This window comes from Variovorax sp. Root434, assembly GCF_001426595.1.
Taxonomy (GTDB): Bacteria; Pseudomonadota; Gammaproteobacteria; order Burkholderiales; family Burkholderiaceae_C; genus Variovorax.
In genome coordinates, this window is the sequence record NZ_LMEK01000002.1 from 168,916 (window position 1) to 187,120 (window position 18,205).

Genomic DNA, 18,205 nt, shown 5'->3' on the forward strand with positions numbered 1-18,205 from the left:
TCAGCGTTCAGAAAATTCGTAGTGAAAGTCGTCGTTCGCCGCGCTAAGCCGCACCTCTGCGAGCTTGCGTGCGCTGACCGTCGCACCAATGACCTCTTCGCTCAGCCGCGGAAGAATGGTGTGGGTCAGGATCGCATCGATCATTCGGCCGCCCGACTCGATGGCCGTGCAACGGCGCGCCACCAGTTCGACGGCGCTGTCGTCGTAATGCAGGGCAATGCCGTGGTTCGCTTCGAGGCGGGCGGCAATGCGGTCGAGCTGAAGGCGGATGATGCGATGCAATGCCTCGGCGTGCAACGGGTAATAAGGCACTACAACGAGGCGGCCGAGCAGCGCCGGCGCGAACACCTTGAGCAGCGGCTCGCGCAGCGCGGTGGCCAGCGGCTCGGGGTCGGGGCGCAGGGTGGGGTCTTCGCACAGCTGCATGACCAGGTCGGTGCCGACGTTGGAGGTCATGATGATCACGGTGTTGCGGAAGTCGATGTGGCGGCCTTCGCCGTCTTCCATCCAGCCCTTGTCGAAGACCTGGAAGAAGATCTCGTGCACGTCGGTGTGCGCCTTCTCGATCTCGTCGAGCAGCACCACGCTGTAGGGCCGGCGGCGCACGGCCTCGGTGAGCACGCCGCCTTCGCCATAGCCCACGTAGCCGGGCGGAGCGCCCTTCAGCGTGGAGACGGTGTGCGACTCCTGGAACTCGCTCATGTTGATGGTGACGAGGTTCTGCTCGCCGCCGTACAGCGCCTCCGACAGCGCCAGCGCGGTCTCGGTCTTGCCTACGCCCGAGGGGCCGCACAGCAGGAACACGCCGACGGGCTTGTTGGGGTTGTCGAGCCGTGCGCGCGCGGTGCGGATGCGGCGCGAAATCGTCTCCAGCGCATCGGGCTGCGCGACCACGCGGGCCGAGAGAATCTCGCCGAGCTTGAGCACCGACTGCGCGTCGTCGCGCACCATGCGGCCGATGGGAATGCCGGTCCAGTCGGCCACCACGGTGGCGATGGCCTGCGCATCGACGGCCGCGAGGATCAGCGGCGATTCGCCCTGCAGCTGCACAAGCTTGTCCTGTGCTTCGTTGAGCTCGGCGCGGATTTCCTGCGGGCTCCGCTCCGGCTCGGCGGGTGGCGTATCGACGGGTGGCTTGCCGTCTTCTTCCGCTTCGGCCTGCACTTGCGGCACTGCCGCCGGCGACAGCTGCTTGCGCAGCGCCACGATGCGCTCGACCAGCGCGCTTTCTTCCACGCGCCGCGTTTCCAACAGGTCGAGTTCGGCCTGTGCTGCAGCCACCTGGGCCGCGATGTCTTCCACGCGCTGGTGCTCACCGACACCGATGGCCGCCTCGCGCCCCGCGATGCCCGACTCGATGCCCAGCACCTCGATGCGGCGCTGCAGGTCTTCGATGGCAGCGGGCAGCGCATGCTGGCTCAGCGCCACGCGCGCGCAGGCCGTGTCGAGCAGGCTCACGGCCTTGTCGGGCAATTGCCGCGCGGGAATGTAGCGGTGCGACAGGCTCACGGCCGCCTCGAGCGCGGCGTCGAGGATGAGCACGCCGTGGTGCTTCTCCAGCTCGGCCGAGATGCCGCGCAGCATGATCACCGCCTTGGGCTCGGTGGGCTCGTGCACCTGGATGGTCTGGAAGCGCCGCGTGAGCGCCGGGTCTTTCTCGATGTACTTCTTGTACTCCGACCAGGTGGTCGCCCCGATGGTGCGCAGCCGGCCGCGCGCGAGCGCCGGCTTGAGCAGGTTGGCCGCGTCGCCGGTGCCGGCCGTGCCACCGGCGCCGACCAGCGTGTGGACTTCGTCGACGAACAGCACGATGGGCTTGGGACTCTTCTCGACTTCGTCGATCACCTGGCGCAGGCGCTGCTCGAACTCGCCCTTCACGCCCGCGCCGGCCTGCAGCAGCGTGGGGTCGAGCACCCACAGCGACACGTCCTTGAGCGAAGGCGGCACGTCGCCCGCGGCGAGGCGCGAGGCCAGGCCTTCGACCACGGCCGTCTTGCCCACGCCGGCCTCGCCGGTGAGCAGCGGGTTGTTCTGCCGGCGGCGCATCAGGATGTCGATGATCTGGCGGATCTCGTCGTCGCGGCCATAGACCGGATCGAGTTCACCCGCGCGGGCCTTGGCGGTGAGGTCGCTCGCATACTTGGCGAGGGCGGAGCCGCCTGCCGCGGGGCCATCGCCCTGGTGGTGCGCCACCGCGGGTGCGCCGCCTGCCGCGCCTGCGCTCGGTGCGGCGTCGAAGTCGTCTTCGGGCGAGCCTTCGGTCCACGCAGCGAGCTGCGCCACCAGCACGTCGGGCACGATCTTGTCGAACTCGCGCGAGATGCCCGAGAGCACCTGTCGCAACCCCGGCGTCTTGATGATGCCTGCGAGCAGGTACGCACCGCGGATGGAGGTGGCCTCGAAGCGCAGGCTCGCATAGACCCAGGCGCGCTCGACGGCGTTGTCGACGTGTTCGGAGATGTCGCTGATCGACGTGGCGCCATGCGGCAGCCGGTCGAGCGCGCGCACCAGGTCTTGTTCGATCGCATCGAGGTTCAGCCCCGCGCGCTTGACGATGCGCAGCATGTCGCTGTCCTGCAGCTGCAGGATCTGGTGCAGCCAGTGCACGAGTTCGACGTAGGCGTTGCCGCGCAGCTTGGCGAAGGCGGTGGCGGTCTCCAATGCCTTGTAGAGCATCGGGTTGAGCTTGGAGAAAAGAGAGACGCGGCGGATGTCGGTCATAAACCCATGGAAGAAGGAGCGGAACGGGAAAACAATGCTTCGGGCTGGAACACCATGTCGCCCGCGTCGGTGTCCGACATGCGCGTGCCGAGCCAGCTGCCCCAGCCGAGGCGCTGGTTGCTGTTGAGCCGCATGCCGTGCGCGTCCTGCTTCTTCAGGACGAGCCGCAGATCCCACGCGAACTCGATGCCGACGTACTGGCGCACCCAGTCGACCACCTGCTGCAGCCGCTTGCTGCCCGGCAGGAACTCGCGGAACTCTTCCTGCGAGAGCGGCCCGAGTTCGAGGCGAAACTTGCTCTGCGCGTCGCGCACGGCCAGGCCGATGGTGGCGCCGCCGCCGAGCCGCTGGTTGCGGCCGGAAAGGCCGATCCGGCTGACCTGGTGCTCGTCGAGCATCACCCAGTCGCTCACGAATTCCTCGACATGCACGGGCACGTCGAAGTAGAGCTTGAGGATCTGGATCAGGCCCTCGGGGTTGCGCGTCTGGCGCACGAGGTGCCCCGCCATGAAGGTGCGCGCATGGTCGGCGATGCGGTCGCGCTCCTTCAGGCCGGGCTGCCCCATGTTCATGAGGCTGGACACGTAGTCGACGAAGCGATGGCCGTCGGGGCGGTCCAGGCTGTTGACCGACTGCGCGTCGGCCCAGGCCCGGTAGAACAGCAGGATCAGCCGGTGATGGAACAGGTCGGCGAACGCGCTGAGGGTGTCGTCGGCGTGATGCCGCTTGCGCTCGCGCGCGTACTCGGTCAGGTGCAGCGGCAGCGGGCCGTTGGGACCGAACAGACCGAAGCCGTAGATCGAAATGCGCGGCGGCCCGTCGCTGTCGACATCGACGCCCGACACGTTCGACGGCGCGAACGCCATCGAGGGCTCCTGCCCCAGGCGCAGCGGCTCGTCGAGCGGACGCGATGCGCGGCCCAGCAGCGGATGGTCGCCCTGTGCATCGAGGCGGCGCAGCAGCATGAACAGGTCGTGCTCGAAGGGCTGCTCCAACAGCTTGGCCCAGAGCACCGGGTCGACCTCGGGAACGCCGCGCCGTGGCGCCGTGCCGGGCACGGGTGGCGCGACGTCGTGTTGCCGAATCTCGTCCGTATCGAGCACCACCTCGCCTTCACTGGCGGCCGGCGCGTCCTGCTGCATTCCTTCAGTGAAGCCGGTTTCGCTCATACGGCAGGCCGACGTCCCACGCGCGGAGTCCAGCGCGCGATCTCGCCGCGCTGCAGGCTGGACAGCGCGAACTCGGTGAAGGCATTGAGCGACACGTGCCGGCTGAAGAACTGCTCCAGCACGGCGCCGAAGAGATAAGGGCTCGCGCCGGAGAACGCGACCTCGTCGATCTTGAGTGCCACCTCCACGCCGCGCCCGAACACGATCGGGCCCGGCTCCGGCAGGCGGCGGAACACCGGCGCCAGCGCCATCGAGCGCACGCCCTGGATCTGGCGGCGCACGGAGGGGTCGGCGAGGTTGCCGTACAGGTCGAGCATCTCGCGCAGCGCGGCCGCGCCCTGCGTCGCATCGACGTCGGTGAGGCTCAGGTAGTTGAGGCCCAGGTGGCTGATGAGGCGCCAGGTCAGCGCGCCCTCGGCCAATGCAGGGTACGGGCGCGAGGGCCCGCGCAGGATGCGGATGGAGCGCACTGGCGCCGATACGCGCAGTGTGAAGTCCGATTCGAGCCCGGTCGGCAGCAGCAGCGGGAGGTCGCGGTTGGTGCACAGCGCGTCGAGCGTGATGTGGCGCAGGGTGTGCGGAAAGGGCGCGTCGTGCTGGTCGACCAGCGACACGTAGACCTCGCTGCCGGTGTAGCTGGTGCGCGTGCCCTGCGCGCGTGCGCGGTCGGACACCAGGCGCGGTTCGCGGCGCAGCGAGAAATAGGCGCCGAAGTCGCCGTCGTCGGCCGCGAACGAGCCGAGGAAGGGGCGGAACTCGCGCTCGTCGGAGCCGTTGGCCATGTGGCCGGTGACACGTTCGACGGTGAATATCTCGAAGTCGCGCGGGCGCGTGCGGTCGATCACCGCATGGTGCTCGTGCTGCCCCGGCCCCACCGGAATGCGGTCGCTGCGGCGCGGCACGAGGTTGATGATGGGCGTGCAGAACAGCGAGAAGTGCTTGGCGTCGACCAGCCGTTCGAGATCGGCGTCGGCGCGATCGAGCAGGATCACGATCTCCATCGTGGTGCCGCCCATGGCCGCGGCCGCCGCGCGCAGCTTGTTCACGCTGAAGAACAGGTAGCGGTCGGGAAACGCGAAGTACTCGTGCAGCAGCCGGTAGCCCTGGAACGAGCGCGCGTCGTAAGGCAGCAGCGCCTGGTCGGGGTCGAACCCCTCGTGCCGGATGGCCTCGTCGCCGAGCGGCACGATGCGCGCGGTGCTGCCCGACCCGCTGCGGCACACCACGCCGACACTGTGGTGCGCCACGAGTTCGAGCACGCGCAGCGCATGAAGCTCCGCGCCCGAGAGAAAGAACTCGAGCCGATCGAGCGGCATGTCGGCAAAGCGCGCGCCGCCCACGGCTTCGAGCTTGATGGTGATGGCGCTCTTCGCCTGCCGCGCAACCATCGGCATGGCATGCGCGATCTCCGCGGGCACGGGGCCGATGCCGGCCTCGGCGATCTTGATGGGCCACAGCGTGACGGCATGTCCGGTGCGGAACTCGCAGGCCGTCTGTTCGCCCTTGATCATGCGTCCGCGCAGGATGGTGTGGCGCGGCAGCTCGTAGCCGGCCTTCAGCGAACCTTCGTTGAGGTTGCCGTCGATCTGCACCACGGCCATCGCGGGCAGCGGCGCGAGGAAGTTGGGGTACACCACTTCGAGCAGCCGCTGTGAGAAGCGCGGAAATTCCGCGTCCATCTTGAGCTGGATGCGCGCCGTGAGAAAGCTGAAGCCCTCGAGCAGGCGCTCCACGTACGGGTCGCTGACCTCGATGCCGCGCATGCCGAGGCGGCCGGCGATCTTCGGGTAGCGCTGCGCGAACTCGGCCCCGAGCTCGTGCATGTAGGTGAGTTCGCGGTTGTAGTAGTCGAGAAGCCGTGCATCCATGTCAGCGGCTCCTGTCTTGTCCCCTCTCCCTGCGGGAGAGGGTCAGGGTGAGGGGTGCGGCCTGGCAAGTGCTGCCGGTTGTTCCAGCGCCGTCGGCCCTCACCCCAACCCTCTCCCGGAGGGAGAGGGAGTCATACAGGGGAAACCAGTCGCGCATCAAAGCCCCCCCGTTGGCCGCAGCACCATGTGCCCGCTTTCAAGGTCGAGCTCCGAGCGCAGGATGAACTCGATCGGGTACGGCACCGACCACAGCGTGCCGCGGATCTCCAGCGCGAGCAGGTTGTGGTGTTCGAGGTCGGTGGCATCGGTCACGCAGCGCACGTCGATGCTGTCCTTCATGATGCGCGGCTCGAAGTCGATGATGGCCGAGCGGATGGCCGCCTCGACGTCGGCGAAGTCGACCTCCGACATGCGCCCGCCGGCCCAGCCGCGCACGCCGAAGTTCAGCACCGAGCGGCGCGCGCGGGGCATGGTGTTGATGTTGTGGTCCGCGCCGAAGTTGGTGGTGTTGAGCAGCCACTGCAGGTCGCGCAGCACCGAGTCGCGCAGCAGCCTGCCGCTCATGAGGAAGGCGCCCGCGCGCTCCTGCCGGGCCTGCGGCGTCTTGTCGGTGAGGCGGTCGAGCAGCACCGGCTGCAGGCGGTCGCGTGCAACGCTTTCCTGCTGGTCGCCGTCGGTGTCCATCATGGCGCTCATGCGTCGATGGCCTCCCGTGCGAACTCGATGAGCCGCAGGTCGAGCAGCGAATGGTCGCCGGCTTCGCTGATCAGCGTGCGCTGCCCCAGGCCCGCGTACTGATCTTCGCCGGCCAGCGGCAGCCAGTCGGTGCGGCGGCCCAGCGTGGCCTCGTCGTCGAGCCCTTCGAGCGAGCCCGGGTAGCGCACCGGCACCAGGCCGTTGAGCGCGCGGCCGTCGTGCAGTTCGAGCTCGGCCGGGGCCCACAGCAGGTCGACCAGGTGCTGAGGGCGCGAGAACTTGATGCGGCGCACTTCGGGCAGCGGCAGCCATGCATAGCCCGAAGGCGTGAGCAGCTCCAGCACGGGGCCGATGCGCACGTCGCCGTCGCACAGCCATGCGAAGTCGCTGCGCTCCACCGGTTCGCCGTCGAACGCCTGCGCGGCGCGCGAATCGGAACGGTCGACGCTGGTGAGCGCGCCGTGCAATGCGGGCGCGGCCTGCCGCGCGGTCTCGCGCAGGGCAGCGGCTTCTTCGGCGCGGTCGGCCGGCAATGCGGCGGCGGCGATCAGCTGTTCGACCCAGTCCGCGTTGCCGCAGACGATGGCCGGTGCGCGCCCGCCGGACCAGAAGTCGCTGCGATGGCGCTCACCCGCGAGCGCCATCGAGCAGGTGACGCTGGCAGGCGTGAAAGTGGGATCGAGCTTGGTGGCGAGCTTGAGCTGGTCTTCGGCCCGTTGCCATTCACCGCGCAGGGCGAGAAAGTGGCACAAGGCAAGACGCAGGCTGGCGTTCTGGGGACTGGCGCGGATCTGCCGCTGTACCCATTCGGTGTGCTCGGCCACGGAGCGTTCGCCCAGCACTGCAAACCCATCGCCCATGAAGCTTCCTCGCTGACTGACTGGCACACGGCGCCAAAGGCCAGTGTGCAAAAGACGGCCGCGAAGGCCGTCGGGAAAACGTCGCGGCCGGCCCGTCGGGCCGGCCGCGCATCGGGAAAAGGGAGATCAGGATTCCCTGTTTTCCTTGATGTTCCAGCCCAGGACCGTCTCGGCGCCCTTGCCGCCCTTGTCGGTCTGTTCCCAGTACTGCTGCTTCACCTTGGCGGCCTGGAAGGCGTATTGCACGAACACGGCGTCGGAGCCCTGTTCGGCCGTGTACTGCACCGAGGTGACCAGCACTTCCTCGAGCGTGACGCGTGTGTATTCGATCTGCGAGCCCCCCGCCTTGCACACCGAAACCTCGACCTTGCTCAGGTGCTTGCCGCTGGCGCAGTTCTTCAGGACGGACGGTGCCGCCTTGTCGATGCGCGCGAGCACCTGCAGGTCATTGAAGCTGGCCTTGCCAACGCCACCGCCACCGCCGCTGACCATGTTTCCAGGCTGCGTCGCTCCCCAGGCAAACGACTTGATGTCCGTCCACTCCTTGTGGTTCGAGTCCTTCGATTCGCCGTTTGCGCCTTCGACGCGCATGAACATGTCTACTGCCATGATTAACCCCCAAAGTTATATGTGCCCGATTCCGGGACACCGTTGAATTAGCTGCTGTCCTTCTTGTTGGATGGCAGCTTCGAAACCAGCCGCAACGACACTGTCAGCCCTTCGAGCTGATAGTGCGGCCGGAGAAAAAACTTGGCGGCGTAGTAGCCCGGGTTGTCCTCGATGGCTTCCACCTGGACTTCCGCCGCCGCCAGCGGCTTCATTGCCTTCGTGTCCTGCGACGAGGTGCCGGGACTGCCGTCGACGTAGTTCATGATCCAGTCGTTGAGCCAGCGCTCCATGTCCTCGCGCTCGCGGAACGAACCGATCTTGTCGCGCACGATGCACTTCAGGTAGTGCGCGAAACGGCAGCAGGCGAACAGGTACGGCAGGCGTGCCGCGAGGTTCGCGTTGGCCGTGGCATCGGCGTCGTAGTACTCGGCCGGCAGCTGCAGCGACTGCGCGCCGATGAAGGCTGCGAAGTCGGAGTTCTTGCGGTGCACCAGCGGCATGAAGCCGTTCTTGGCGAGCTCGGCCTCGCGCCGGTCGCTGATGGCGATCTCGGTCGGGCACTTCATGTCCACGCCGCCATCATCGGTCGGGAAGGTGTGGGTGGGCAGGTTCTCCACCGCGCCGCCCGACTCCACGCCGCGAATGGACGTGCACCAGCCGTACTGCTTGAACGAGCGGTTGATGTTCACACCCATCGCATAGGCCGAGTTGGCCCAGGTGTAGCGGTTGTGCGCGGCCGAGTCGGTCTCTTCCTCGAACTCGAACTCGTCGACTGGGTTGGTGCGCGCGCCGTACGGCAGGCGCGCCAGGAAGCGCGGCATGGCCAGGCCGATGTAGCGCGCGTCTTCCGAATCGCGCAGCGAGCGCCATGCGGTGTGCTCGGTGTTCTGGAAGATCTTGGTCAGGTCGCGCGGGTTCGACAGCTCCTGCCACGAGTCCATCTGCATCACCGTGGGCGAGGCGCCCGCGATGAACGGGCAATGCGCGGCGGCCGCGATCTTGGCCATTTCGCTGAGCATCTCGACGTCGGGCGGGCTGTGGTCGAAGTGGAAGTCGCCGATCAGCGCGCCGAAGGGCTCGCCGCCGAACTGGCCGTACTCGGCCTCGTAGATCTTCTTGAACAGCGGGCTCTGGTCCCAGCCGATGCCCTTGTGGCGCTTGAGCGAGCGCGCCACTTCGCGCTTGGACGCGCACATCACGCGGATCTTGAGCTGCTCGTCGGTCTCGGTGTTGTTCACGAGATAGTGCAGGCCGCGCCATGCGCCTTCGAGCTGCTGGAACTCCTCGTGGTGCAGGATCTGGTTGATCTGCTCGGAGAGCTTGCGATCGATCTCGGTGATGATGGCCTGCACCGTGCGGTAGGCATCGTTGGAGACGGTGACGGTGCTTTCCAGCGCCTGAACGGCCAGCGTCTTGACGGCGTTCTCCACCGCCTCGCGGGCCTGGTCGGTCTTGGGCTTGAACTCGCGCTGCAGCAGGTCGGCGAACTCGTTCGGCTCGAGCGCTTCGACGGTGGCGGGTGCGCGCGCGGCGCTCTGATTGGATGCGGTGCTCATGATGGCGGTCCTTGCTGCTCGCGCTTACTCTGAAGATGTGCCGGGGGCGCCGGCCTTTTCGTTCGCGGCTTCGACCGCCTTCGCCACGGCCGGGTTCGGTGCCGATGCCAGCGACTTGAGGAGCCCGGGGTTCTGCAGCGCCTGTGCAATCAGCTGCTCCGCGCCGTTCTTGCCGTCCATGTACGAGAGCAGGTTCGACAGCTCGGTGCGCGCTTCGAGCAGCTGCTGCAGCGCGCCGACCTGGCGGGCGATGCGCGCGGGCGAGAAGTCGTCCATGCTGTCGAAGGTGATGTCGACGTTCATCTGGCCGTCGCCGGTGAGCGTGTTGGGCACCTGGAAGGCAACGCGCGGCTTGATGGACTTCATGCGTTCGTCGAAGTTGTCGATGTCCACCGCCATGAACTCGCGCTCGCCGAGGTCGGGCATCGGGTCGATCTGCTTGCCTGCGAGATCGGCGATGACGCCCATCACGAAGGGCAGCTGGATCTTGCGTTCGCTGCCGTAGATCTCGACGTCGTATTCGATCTGCACACGCGGCGCGCGGTTGCGCGCGATGAACTTCTGACCACTGTTTCTGACACGGTTGTCTGCCATAAGCTTCCTCTTGAATCTGTAATGCGTGTGGGTGCGATCCCGGTGGCCTGCCGGCCCGCGGAGCTCCCGATGGCTTTCGCCTTGCTATTCCGTGCTGCCCCCAGCGTTCAGCGGACGTCCTGCAAGGCTCTCTATCTTTTGCAATCCCTCGGGCACGAGCTCTTCGATGATCTGGAAGAAGTTCAGGTCCATCAGCCGCTGCGCTCTTCGTATCAGCATGGGCGCCGGATGACTGGGCTCCATGCGCTCCAGGTACTGGCAGGCCTTCTCCAACACCACCTGCACATCATCACGAGTCGATATTTCAATATCTTTAACCAGCACCGCGCGCGGGCCTGTGCCGCCATTGACGGTGGCCGCGGCGGCCCCGTTCGCCATCGGCGCCGCAGCACCCGCCCCTTGCGCATCGGCGCCGTCGCGCGCTTCGCCGGCCACGGCTGCCGCGTCCTGCGCCTGTTCGGGCAACAGCTGGACCACGGTGCGCAGCGAGCGCTCGAGCCGCGAAAAGTCCGGCGCCCAGCTCTGTCCGAGCGCGCGCTCGCAGGTCTCGCGAATGCGCTGCAGCAGGTCGAGCGCCGCGCGCAACGCCACCACCGGGGGCGCTGCTTTCTCTTGCGCGCGCCGCGCCGCGTCCCGCAGCCGGCCAATGCCGCCCGGGTAATCGATCTGATGGTCGGTCTTGCTCGAATCGAGCAAGGCTTCGACCTGTCGCAGGCTCATCGATGCGCCGCCGTCTTCGAGCAGCCGGGCATCGCGCACGCTGCGCCCGAGTCCCTCGGCTTCGGCCAGCGCGGCCAGTGCATTCATGCGCGGCAGCGGGTCTTCGAAGTCGCCATCGACGACGCGCGGATGCACGTCGTTCCAGAATTTCTGCAGCACGGCATCGACGAGTTGCAGCCCATCGACGTAACCCGGCAATCCACGGTTTTCGGTCCAGGCCAGCGTGAGGGGCACCAGCACGCGCAGGTCGCGCGTGCGTGTGCACAGCTGCTTCGCGATGCGCTCCACGCGTGCCCAATCAGGTGGCTCCGCGGGGATGATCGTCGAACCGAATTGCTGCTCGCGCTTACCTGTTGTTGCTTGGTGCAACGCCATGAAATCGGGGTCGTATTCCAGGTCTTCCCCGCATGAAAGCGGGCCTTCCACAGGCAGCTGCAATAGATCGATCTCGCTCGTCGACAACCTCTTCTCCCTTGTTCACCGTTTTTCAACAGCAGCGATCTTGAGGGGAACAAGAGGCGCGGTCAACAGCAACAGACTGCAACGCGAACCATATGAATCACAAAGGAGTACAACTCCTTTTAAAATTCAAACAGAACGTCTACATGTTCACACTCAGCAGTCCGCGTTCACCCAAGTTGCGCATCAACGCGCTGATGCCAAAAGTCCACATCGGCGCCTGATCGGCGTGCACCACGCGATTGACGAGGGCGCCGAGTTCGGGCGCGGCAATGCGCACGCGGTCGCCAACGACATGGGTGAATCCTTGCCCAGGCCCGTGACGGTCCTGTGTCGGCGCGAACATCGTGCCCAGAAACAACATGAAGCCATCCGGGTAGGCGTGATGCTTGCCCACGGTCTGCGCCACAAGATCGAGCGGATCGCGGCTGATCTTCGACAGCGAACTCGAACCCTCGAGCGTGAAACCCTCGGGGCCGGTCACTTCCAGCGCGACGGTGATGCGGCGCACGTCCTCGATGCCGAAGTGCGCATCGAACAAGCGGATGAAGGGGCCGATCGCGCACGAGGCGTTGTTGTCCTTGGCCTTGCCCAGCAGCAGTGCGCTGCGGCCTTCGAAGTCGCGCAGGTTGACGTCGTTGCCGAGCGCGGCGCCGAGCGTCTCGCCACGGCTGTTGACGGCGAGCACGACCTCCGGCTCGGGATTGTTCCACACCGAGCCCGAATGGATGCCGACATCGGCGCCCGTGCCCACGGCAGCGAGCACCGGGGCCTTGGTGAAGATCTCGGCGTCGGGGCCGATGCCGACCTCGAGGTACTGCGACCACACGCCTTGCGCGATCAGCACGTCCTTGACCTTCATGGCCTCGGGCGATCCCGGCACGATGTCGGCGAGGTTGTCGCCGAGCACGCCGCCGATGGCCGCGCGCGTGGCCTCGGCCTTCGAGGCGTCGCCGCGCGCCTGCTCCTCGATCACGCGTTCGAGCAGGCTCGCGACGAAGGTGACGCCGCTGGCCTTGATGGCCTGCAGGTCGCAGGGCGCGAGCAGCCAGGGCTTGCCGGCGTCGCGTGCGCTCTCGTCGCTGTTGGCGATGGCCTCGTCGAGCGAGGCGATGCGCGGTGCGCTGCGCAACGCGCGGCGAACGGCTTCGGCGGGCGCCTCCTTGCCTTCGAGCAGGTCGCTCATGGTCGGTGCGAGCCTCGACAGGTCGTACAGGTCGCCTTCGTGCACGGCCACCAGCACGGGGCCCACGCCGGGTTGCCAGAGACGGCCGACGAGGGTGGCGCGTTCGGCGTCGCGGGGCAGGCTGGAAAAAGTTGAAAGATCGAGCGGCATGGCGTGGTGTCTCCGTGAGTTGTGTGCGCTACGTTGCATCGTAGCGGCGCAGCGGAGAGACGACGCGGTCGGCGGCTCCTTTTGTGTCAGTGCCGCGCGGCACGCACGCGCGCCACTTCGGCGGGCAGGTTGGCCCACGCGGGCTCCTGCGGTGCGAAGCGCGCGCGCATGTAGCCGGCGAGTTCGGCGATCTGCCGGTCGTCGAGCGCCTCGCGGAACGCAGGCATGAAGCCGATGTCGCGGCTCGCGGGTTCGCGCACGCCGTCGAGGATGGTGCGCAGCAGGTTGTCGGGCCGCGCGCTCGTGAGGCTGCTGTTGAGGGCCAGCGGCGTGTTCACGCCGAGCAGCGTGGGGCCGTTGCCGTCGTGGTGGCATGACGCGCAGGCGCTGTCGAACATGCGCTGCGCGGGGCCGAGAAGCTGGCCTTGGGTGCGCGCCGCGTTGTCGATGGCCTGTTGCGCGAGCGCTTGCGGCTCGGCCACCGGAGCGGGATTGAACGAGCCGAGGTACACGGCCATCGCGCGCACATCGTCATCGGGCACCTGCGCGAGTTCGCGCACCACCTCGGCCATCGGTCCGCCCGCGATGCCGTGGCGCGGCGAATGACCGTTTCGCAGGTAGTGGTACAGCGCGTCGGTGTCCCACGGCACGGCGGCCTTCGACAACTGCGTGAGTGCGGGCGCCTCCCAGCCGTCGACCACCGCGCCCGAGAGGAACGCGCTGCCGCCCTGCTCCGCGCCCAGCGCGTTGCGCGGCGTGTGGCAGGCACCGCAATGACCCAGGCCGTTGACGAGATAGGCGCCGCGGTTCCACTCCGCGCTCTGCGTGGCCACGGGCTGCACCGGCGTGGGGTCGTGGAAGAGCGCGTTCCAGCCGGCCATCAACGGGCGCATGCTGAACGGGAACCTGAGTTCGGACTTCGGCGTTTCCGCACGCACCGCGGGCATCGACATGAAGTACGCATAGAGCGCCTGCAGGTCGTCGTCGCTGGTCTTGGCGAACGCGGTGTAGGGGAACGCGGGGTACAGGTGGTGGCCGTCGCGCGAGACGCCTTCGCGCATCGCGCGCTGGAAGGCACTGAACGACCAGCGACCGAGGCCCGTGTCCGCATCGGGCGTGAGGTTGGTGGTGTAGAGCGTGCCAAAGGGCGTCTCCATCGCGCGGCCGCCTGCATTCGGTGCGCCGCCGGGCGCGGTGTGGCACACGGCGCAGTCGCCGGCGGCGGCGAGCACGCGGCCACGGTCGATGGTGGACTGGCTGTAGACGGGCGCGGTGAGCGATACGGGCGCGATGGCGGAGCGCCAGCCGAGCAGGCCGGCGATGACGCCGAGGCCGCCGATGAAGAGTGCGGCGCCGGTGGCCCACAGGCCCTTGCTCTTGGGCCAGGGCGCATCGGTCTTGCTCCTTCCCCCTCTGGGGGAAGGTTGGGATGGGGGCACGGCAGCGTCACCATTCGTACGCCGCTCGCCCCCACCCCCGCCCTCCCCCAAAGGGGGAGGGAGAAATTCTCGATTCAACTCCGCCAACACCGTCTCGGGCGTGAACGGCGGCGATCTGAACCTCACCCCCGTCGCATCGAAGATCGCATTCGCGATCGCCGCCGTCCCCGGCACCGACGACGATTCGCCCGCGCCCAGCGAAGGCTCGCCGGGCCGGGGCATGTGCATCACCTCGATCACCGGCACTTCGCGGAAATTGATGATCGGATAGCTGCCCCACTCGCGGCTCGCAACCACACCGGAAGGCAACACACCAGGCAGTTGTGCGCCGCCAGACCCACCCTGCGGCGCGAACTGCACTTGCTCCTTCAGCGCCCGGCTCGTGGTCTGGATCACGTTGCCGTGCACCTGGTGCTCGACACCCGCCGGGTTGACCAGCAGGCCCGCGTCGTGCCCCACCACCACGCGGCGCACATGCACCTCGCCGGTCTTGCGGTTGACCTCGACATCGGCCACCCACGCGGCCCACGCCGCGCCGAAGCCCGGCCACTTGCTGTGGATGTAGCGCGCATACGCGAAGCCCTGCCCGAAGAGGATGTCGCCGCCCTCCCCGAGCCCGCCGTCGGCGTTTTCCTGCGGTCCGGTGCGCATGCGCCAGCCGGCCTTCTGCGCGGTCGCCTGCACGAGCTCGACCGCGCGCGGATCGTCCAGGTGCCGCAGCCGGAATTGCACCGGATCGACACCCGCCGCCGTGGCGAGCTCGTCGATGTACGACTCGTGCGCGAACGAACTCGGCAGCGCCGACACGCCGCGCAGCCACGAGGCGCGCACGATCGGCGCCATGTCGTTGACCTTCACGCGCAGGTTGTCGTAGCCGTAGGGCGGGCGCGCGGTGCGGTCGCCCATCTCGTAGGCCTGCGCCACCGGCTCGATGGTGCGCGTGAGCAGCAGCGCGAGCGTGGGCGCGCCGTTGGACGGGTACGAGGTTTCGAAGTCGTAGGCGGCCACGCGGCCATCAGCCATGAGTCCACCGTCGATCTCCATGAGCTGCGCGGCGCCCTTGGGCTCCCAGGCGTGCTCCTGCTCGCGCGTGAGCTGCACGCGCACCGGCACACCGACGGCGCGCGCGAGCAAGGCGGCATCGGCGGCCACGTCGTCGGCGCCGTTGCGGCCGTAGCAGCCTGCGGCTTCCATGCGGATGACGTCGACCTGCACGTCTTCCACGTCCATGAGCTTCGCCAGATCGGCGCGCAGCACATGCGGATTCTGCGAGCCGGCCCAGCAGCGAAGGGCGATGCCGCCGCCATCGACCGGCTGCCACTCGGCCAGCGCGCACGAGGGCCCGATGGACGCGTGCATCTGGTACGGCCACACGTACGTGCGGTGCATCGGCTGCGCGGCCGCGGCGATGGCGCCGTCCACATCGCCTTCATCGACCAGCAGGCGCTGCGTCGAGGGGTTGTCACGCAGCGCCTGTGCAAGGTCGCCGAGGTCGGGCATGCCGGGCCACGGCTTCCACGCGACGCGCAGTTCGCGCAGCGCCTGCTCGGCGTGCTCCTCGCGTTCGGCCACGATGCCGATGAAATCGCGAATGACGACCACGGCGCGGATGCCGGGAATGTGCGCGATGGACGACTCGTCCACCGACTCGAGCGTGTTGCCGATGAACTCGCCATGGTCCGCGCCCGCATACGGCGGGCGTACCACGCGGCCATGCAGCATGCCGGGCACGCGCATGTCGTGCACGAAGACGAGGTCGCCCGCGAGCTTGGCCGGAATGTCGACGCGCGCCTGGCGCGTGCCGACGACGCGGTAGTCCGCCGGGTCCTTGGGCTGCGCCTGGGGATCGAGCCGCAGCACGGTGCGCTGGCCGGCCACGAGTTCGGCGTAGCCGACGTGGCGATCCGGCGCCTCGGCGACACGCACCACGCCGTTGTGCACCTGCAGCGCATCGGCGGCCACACCGAGCCGCTCGGCCGCGCGTGCGAGCAGCCACGCGCGCGCCTGTGCGGCGGCCAGGCGCAGCGGCTGCGCATGGATCTGGATCGACGCGCTCGCGATGGTCGCGCCCTGGTTGGGCGCGCGCGCGGTGTCGCCGAGCATCACGCGCACGCAGGGCATGCCGAGGTCGAGTTCCTCGGCCACGATCTGTCCGAGCGCGGTCTGGATGCCGGTGCCTAGATCGACATGGCCGTTGAGCGCCGAGGCGCTGCCGTCGTCCCACACGGCGAGCAGGATCTCGTCGCCCTCGATGGGGTTGCCTGCGATGAAGGCTGGCTGGCCATTGGCGGTCGGCGGCGCGGGTGGGGTCTCGCGCACCACCAGCAGAACGCCGTCGGCAGCGAGGAATTCGGCGCGCGTGCGCGGAAGGTCGGCGCGGCGCGTCATGGCTGTTGCCCCCTCTCCCTCCGGGAGAGGGTTGGGGTGAGGGCCGGCGACGCTTGCAAAGGCTGTGCTTGTGCGAAGGCCCCCGCCCTCACCCTGGCCCTCTCCCGCACGCGGGAGAGGGGACAACGCGGGCCGCTCATGGATGTGCCTTCGCACGCATGCGGAAAGCCGCGCGCTGCACCGCATCGAGTATTTCGATGTGCGTGCCGCAACGGCACAGATTGCCCGACAGCTCGCTGCGGATGCGCGCCTCGCTCGCGTCCGGATCGTGCGCGAGCAAGGCGGCCGCCTGCATCACCATGCCGTTGAGGCAGTAGCCGCACTGCGCGGCCTGCGCGTCTTCGAACGCGGCCTGCACCGGATGCCAATCGCCGCGCGCGCCCAACCCCTCGAGCGTGGTGACCGCACGCCCCGCCACGCCGTGCGCGGGAATCACGCACGAGCGCGCCGCCACGCCGTCGACATGCACCGTGCACGCGCCGCACTGCCCCAGCCCGCAGCCGTACTTGGGGCCGTTCAGCCCCAGGTCGTTGCGCAGCAGGTGCAGCAGCGTCGCCTCGCGCGGCACGCCCTCGATCGATTGCGCCTGGCCGTTGACCAGCAGGTGCAGCGGCTCAGCGCCGCAACTGTCCGTCACGGGTGTACATCTCCAGGTCCACGAAGGTCGAGCCGTTGTGGTTCTTCGCGCTGTACTCGATGGGGAAGTCGCCGAAGCGCGTGCTGCCGATGCTCTCCAGCCCGGCGATGAAGCTGTCGCGCGTGAGCGTCTTGCCCGCGCGGCGCAGGCCCTCGGTCATCACGCGCGCGACGATGTAGCCCTCCAGCGCGGTGTAGCTGTCGATCTTCTCGCCGAACTCCGCGCGGTCGCGCTGGTAGTCGGCCACGATGGGCACGCGCTGCGCCGTCGGCGGCGGCACGATGCTGGCCGTGACCAGCCCCGCGAGCTTGCCGTCGAGCCGCTTGGCCGAGCCGGCCGCGTCGGTGATGCCGACCGACAGCGTGTACAGCGGCGAGCCCACGCCGTTCGCGCGGTAGTCGCGCATGAACACCTCGACCATGCGGCCGGCCATGATCATCACGACCGCGCCGGGCTTGGCCTCGGCGAGGCTGGTGGCGACCTGCTTCGCGTCTTCCGCGGTGATCGCGAGCGGCAGCGTTTTCACGACCTGCACCTTGTAGTCGGCCGCCAGTTCCTGGCAGGTGGCGAGGTTCGACTTGCCGAAGGGGCTGTCCTGGTACACCACGGCGATCGACGAGATGCCGATGGTCGAGAGGTGGCTGATGATCTTGCGCAGCTCCAGGTCGTAGCCCGCGCGCACGTGGAACAGGTAGCGGTTGACCTTGGCGCGGAACGAGCTGGTGCCCACCAGCGGCGCGAACATCGGCACGCCGGCCTTCTCAGCGAGCGGCATCGCGGCTGCGAGGTTGCCGGTGGCCACGTAGCCGGTGAGCGCGAAGACCTTGTCCTCGTCGATCAGCTTTGCGGTGTTGGCGGCCGTCTTCGCGGGGTCGTAGGCATCGTCGTAGGTGACGAGTTCGATCTTGCGGCCGTTGATGCCGCCCGACTTGTTGACACGGTCGAAGTACAGCTTGATGCCCGCGCGATAGTCGATGCCGAAGTCTTTCGCCGGCCCGCTGAGCACGGCCGACTGGCCGATGCGGATGGTGGTGTCGGAGACGCCGTTTTCAGCGCGTGCCGATCGAAGAAGTCCGGGGCCGAGCGCCAGCGCTGCGCCGCCCGCCACCATGGCGCGCCTTGATATCGAAAGCTTCATGCGTCTTTTTCTCAG

Annotated in this window: 13 protein-coding genes; all 13 read right to left on the minus strand. The window is 68.1% G+C overall.

What is annotated here, in order from left to right; all coding sequences use genetic code 11:
- Entirely contained in the window at positions 1 to 2,721 is a 2,721-nt protein-coding gene (gene tssH / locus ASD05_RS04460) for a type VI secretion system ATPase TssH (RefSeq protein WP_056588257.1), read from the minus strand.
- Entirely contained in the window at positions 2,718 to 3,890 is a 1,173-nt protein-coding gene (gene tssG, locus ASD05_RS04465; protein WP_157609939.1) for a type VI secretion system baseplate subunit TssG, read from the minus strand. The genes tssH and tssG overlap by 4 nt, the downstream gene beginning before the upstream one ends.
- Positions 3,887 to 5,758 (minus strand): type VI secretion system baseplate subunit TssF, encoded by a 1,872-nt coding sequence (tssF, locus tag ASD05_RS04470; RefSeq protein WP_056588261.1) that lies wholly within the window; start codon positions 5,756 to 5,758, stop codon positions 3,887 to 3,889. The genes tssG and tssF overlap by 4 nt, the downstream gene beginning before the upstream one ends.
- Positions 5,759 to 5,914: 156 nt before the next feature.
- Entirely contained in the window at positions 5,915 to 6,442 is a 528-nt protein-coding gene (gene tssE, locus ASD05_RS04475; RefSeq protein ID WP_056588433.1) for a type VI secretion system baseplate subunit TssE, read from the minus strand.
- 8 nt (positions 6,443 to 6,450) lie between these two features.
- Positions 6,451 to 7,314 (minus strand): type VI secretion system accessory protein TagJ, encoded by an 864-nt coding sequence (locus tag ASD05_RS04480; protein WP_056588265.1) that lies wholly within the window; start codon positions 7,312 to 7,314, stop codon positions 6,451 to 6,453.
- Between the two features lie 126 nt (positions 7,315 to 7,440).
- Entirely contained in the window at positions 7,441 to 7,923 is a 483-nt protein-coding gene (locus ASD05_RS04485) for an Hcp family type VI secretion system effector (RefSeq protein WP_007831853.1), read from the minus strand.
- 47 nt (positions 7,924 to 7,970) lie between these two features.
- On the minus strand, positions 7,971 to 9,479 hold the full coding sequence (gene tssC, locus ASD05_RS04490) for a type VI secretion system contractile sheath large subunit (protein WP_007831855.1): 1,509 nt from the start codon (positions 9,477 to 9,479) through the stop codon (positions 7,971 to 7,973).
- Positions 9,480 to 9,503: 24 nt separating this feature from the next.
- The gene (gene tssB, locus ASD05_RS04495; RefSeq protein WP_007831857.1) at positions 9,504 to 10,073 is read right to left on the minus strand and encodes a type VI secretion system contractile sheath small subunit; all 570 of its coding nucleotides are present in this window, start codon (positions 10,071 to 10,073) and stop codon (positions 9,504 to 9,506) included.
- Between the two features lie 84 nt (positions 10,074 to 10,157).
- Positions 10,158 to 11,255, minus strand: coding sequence for a type VI secretion system protein TssA (tssA, locus tag ASD05_RS04500; RefSeq protein ID WP_056588269.1), 1,098 nt, complete (start codon positions 11,253 to 11,255; stop codon positions 10,158 to 10,160).
- 139 nt (positions 11,256 to 11,394) lie between these two features.
- On the minus strand, positions 11,395 to 12,588 hold the full coding sequence (locus ASD05_RS04505) for a fumarylacetoacetate hydrolase family protein (protein WP_056588272.1): 1,194 nt from the start codon (positions 12,586 to 12,588) through the stop codon (positions 11,395 to 11,397).
- An 86-nt stretch (positions 12,589 to 12,674) separates the two neighbouring features.
- Positions 12,675 to 16,415, minus strand: a complete 3,741-nt coding sequence (locus tag ASD05_RS04510) for a molybdopterin cofactor-binding domain-containing protein (RefSeq protein WP_056588275.1) — start codon at positions 16,413 to 16,415, stop codon at positions 12,675 to 12,677.
- 136 nt (positions 16,416 to 16,551) lie between these two features.
- The gene (locus ASD05_RS04515) at positions 16,552 to 17,052 is read right to left on the minus strand and encodes a (2Fe-2S)-binding protein (protein WP_056588284.1); all 501 of its coding nucleotides are present in this window, start codon (positions 17,050 to 17,052) and stop codon (positions 16,552 to 16,554) included.
- Positions 17,030 to 18,190 (minus strand): ABC transporter substrate-binding protein, encoded by a 1,161-nt coding sequence (locus ASD05_RS04520; RefSeq protein ID WP_414930035.1) that lies wholly within the window; start codon positions 18,188 to 18,190, stop codon positions 17,030 to 17,032. Before ASD05_RS04520 ends, ASD05_RS04515 begins: the two co-directional genes overlap by 23 nt.
- Between the last annotated feature and the right edge of the window lie 15 nt (positions 18,191 to 18,205).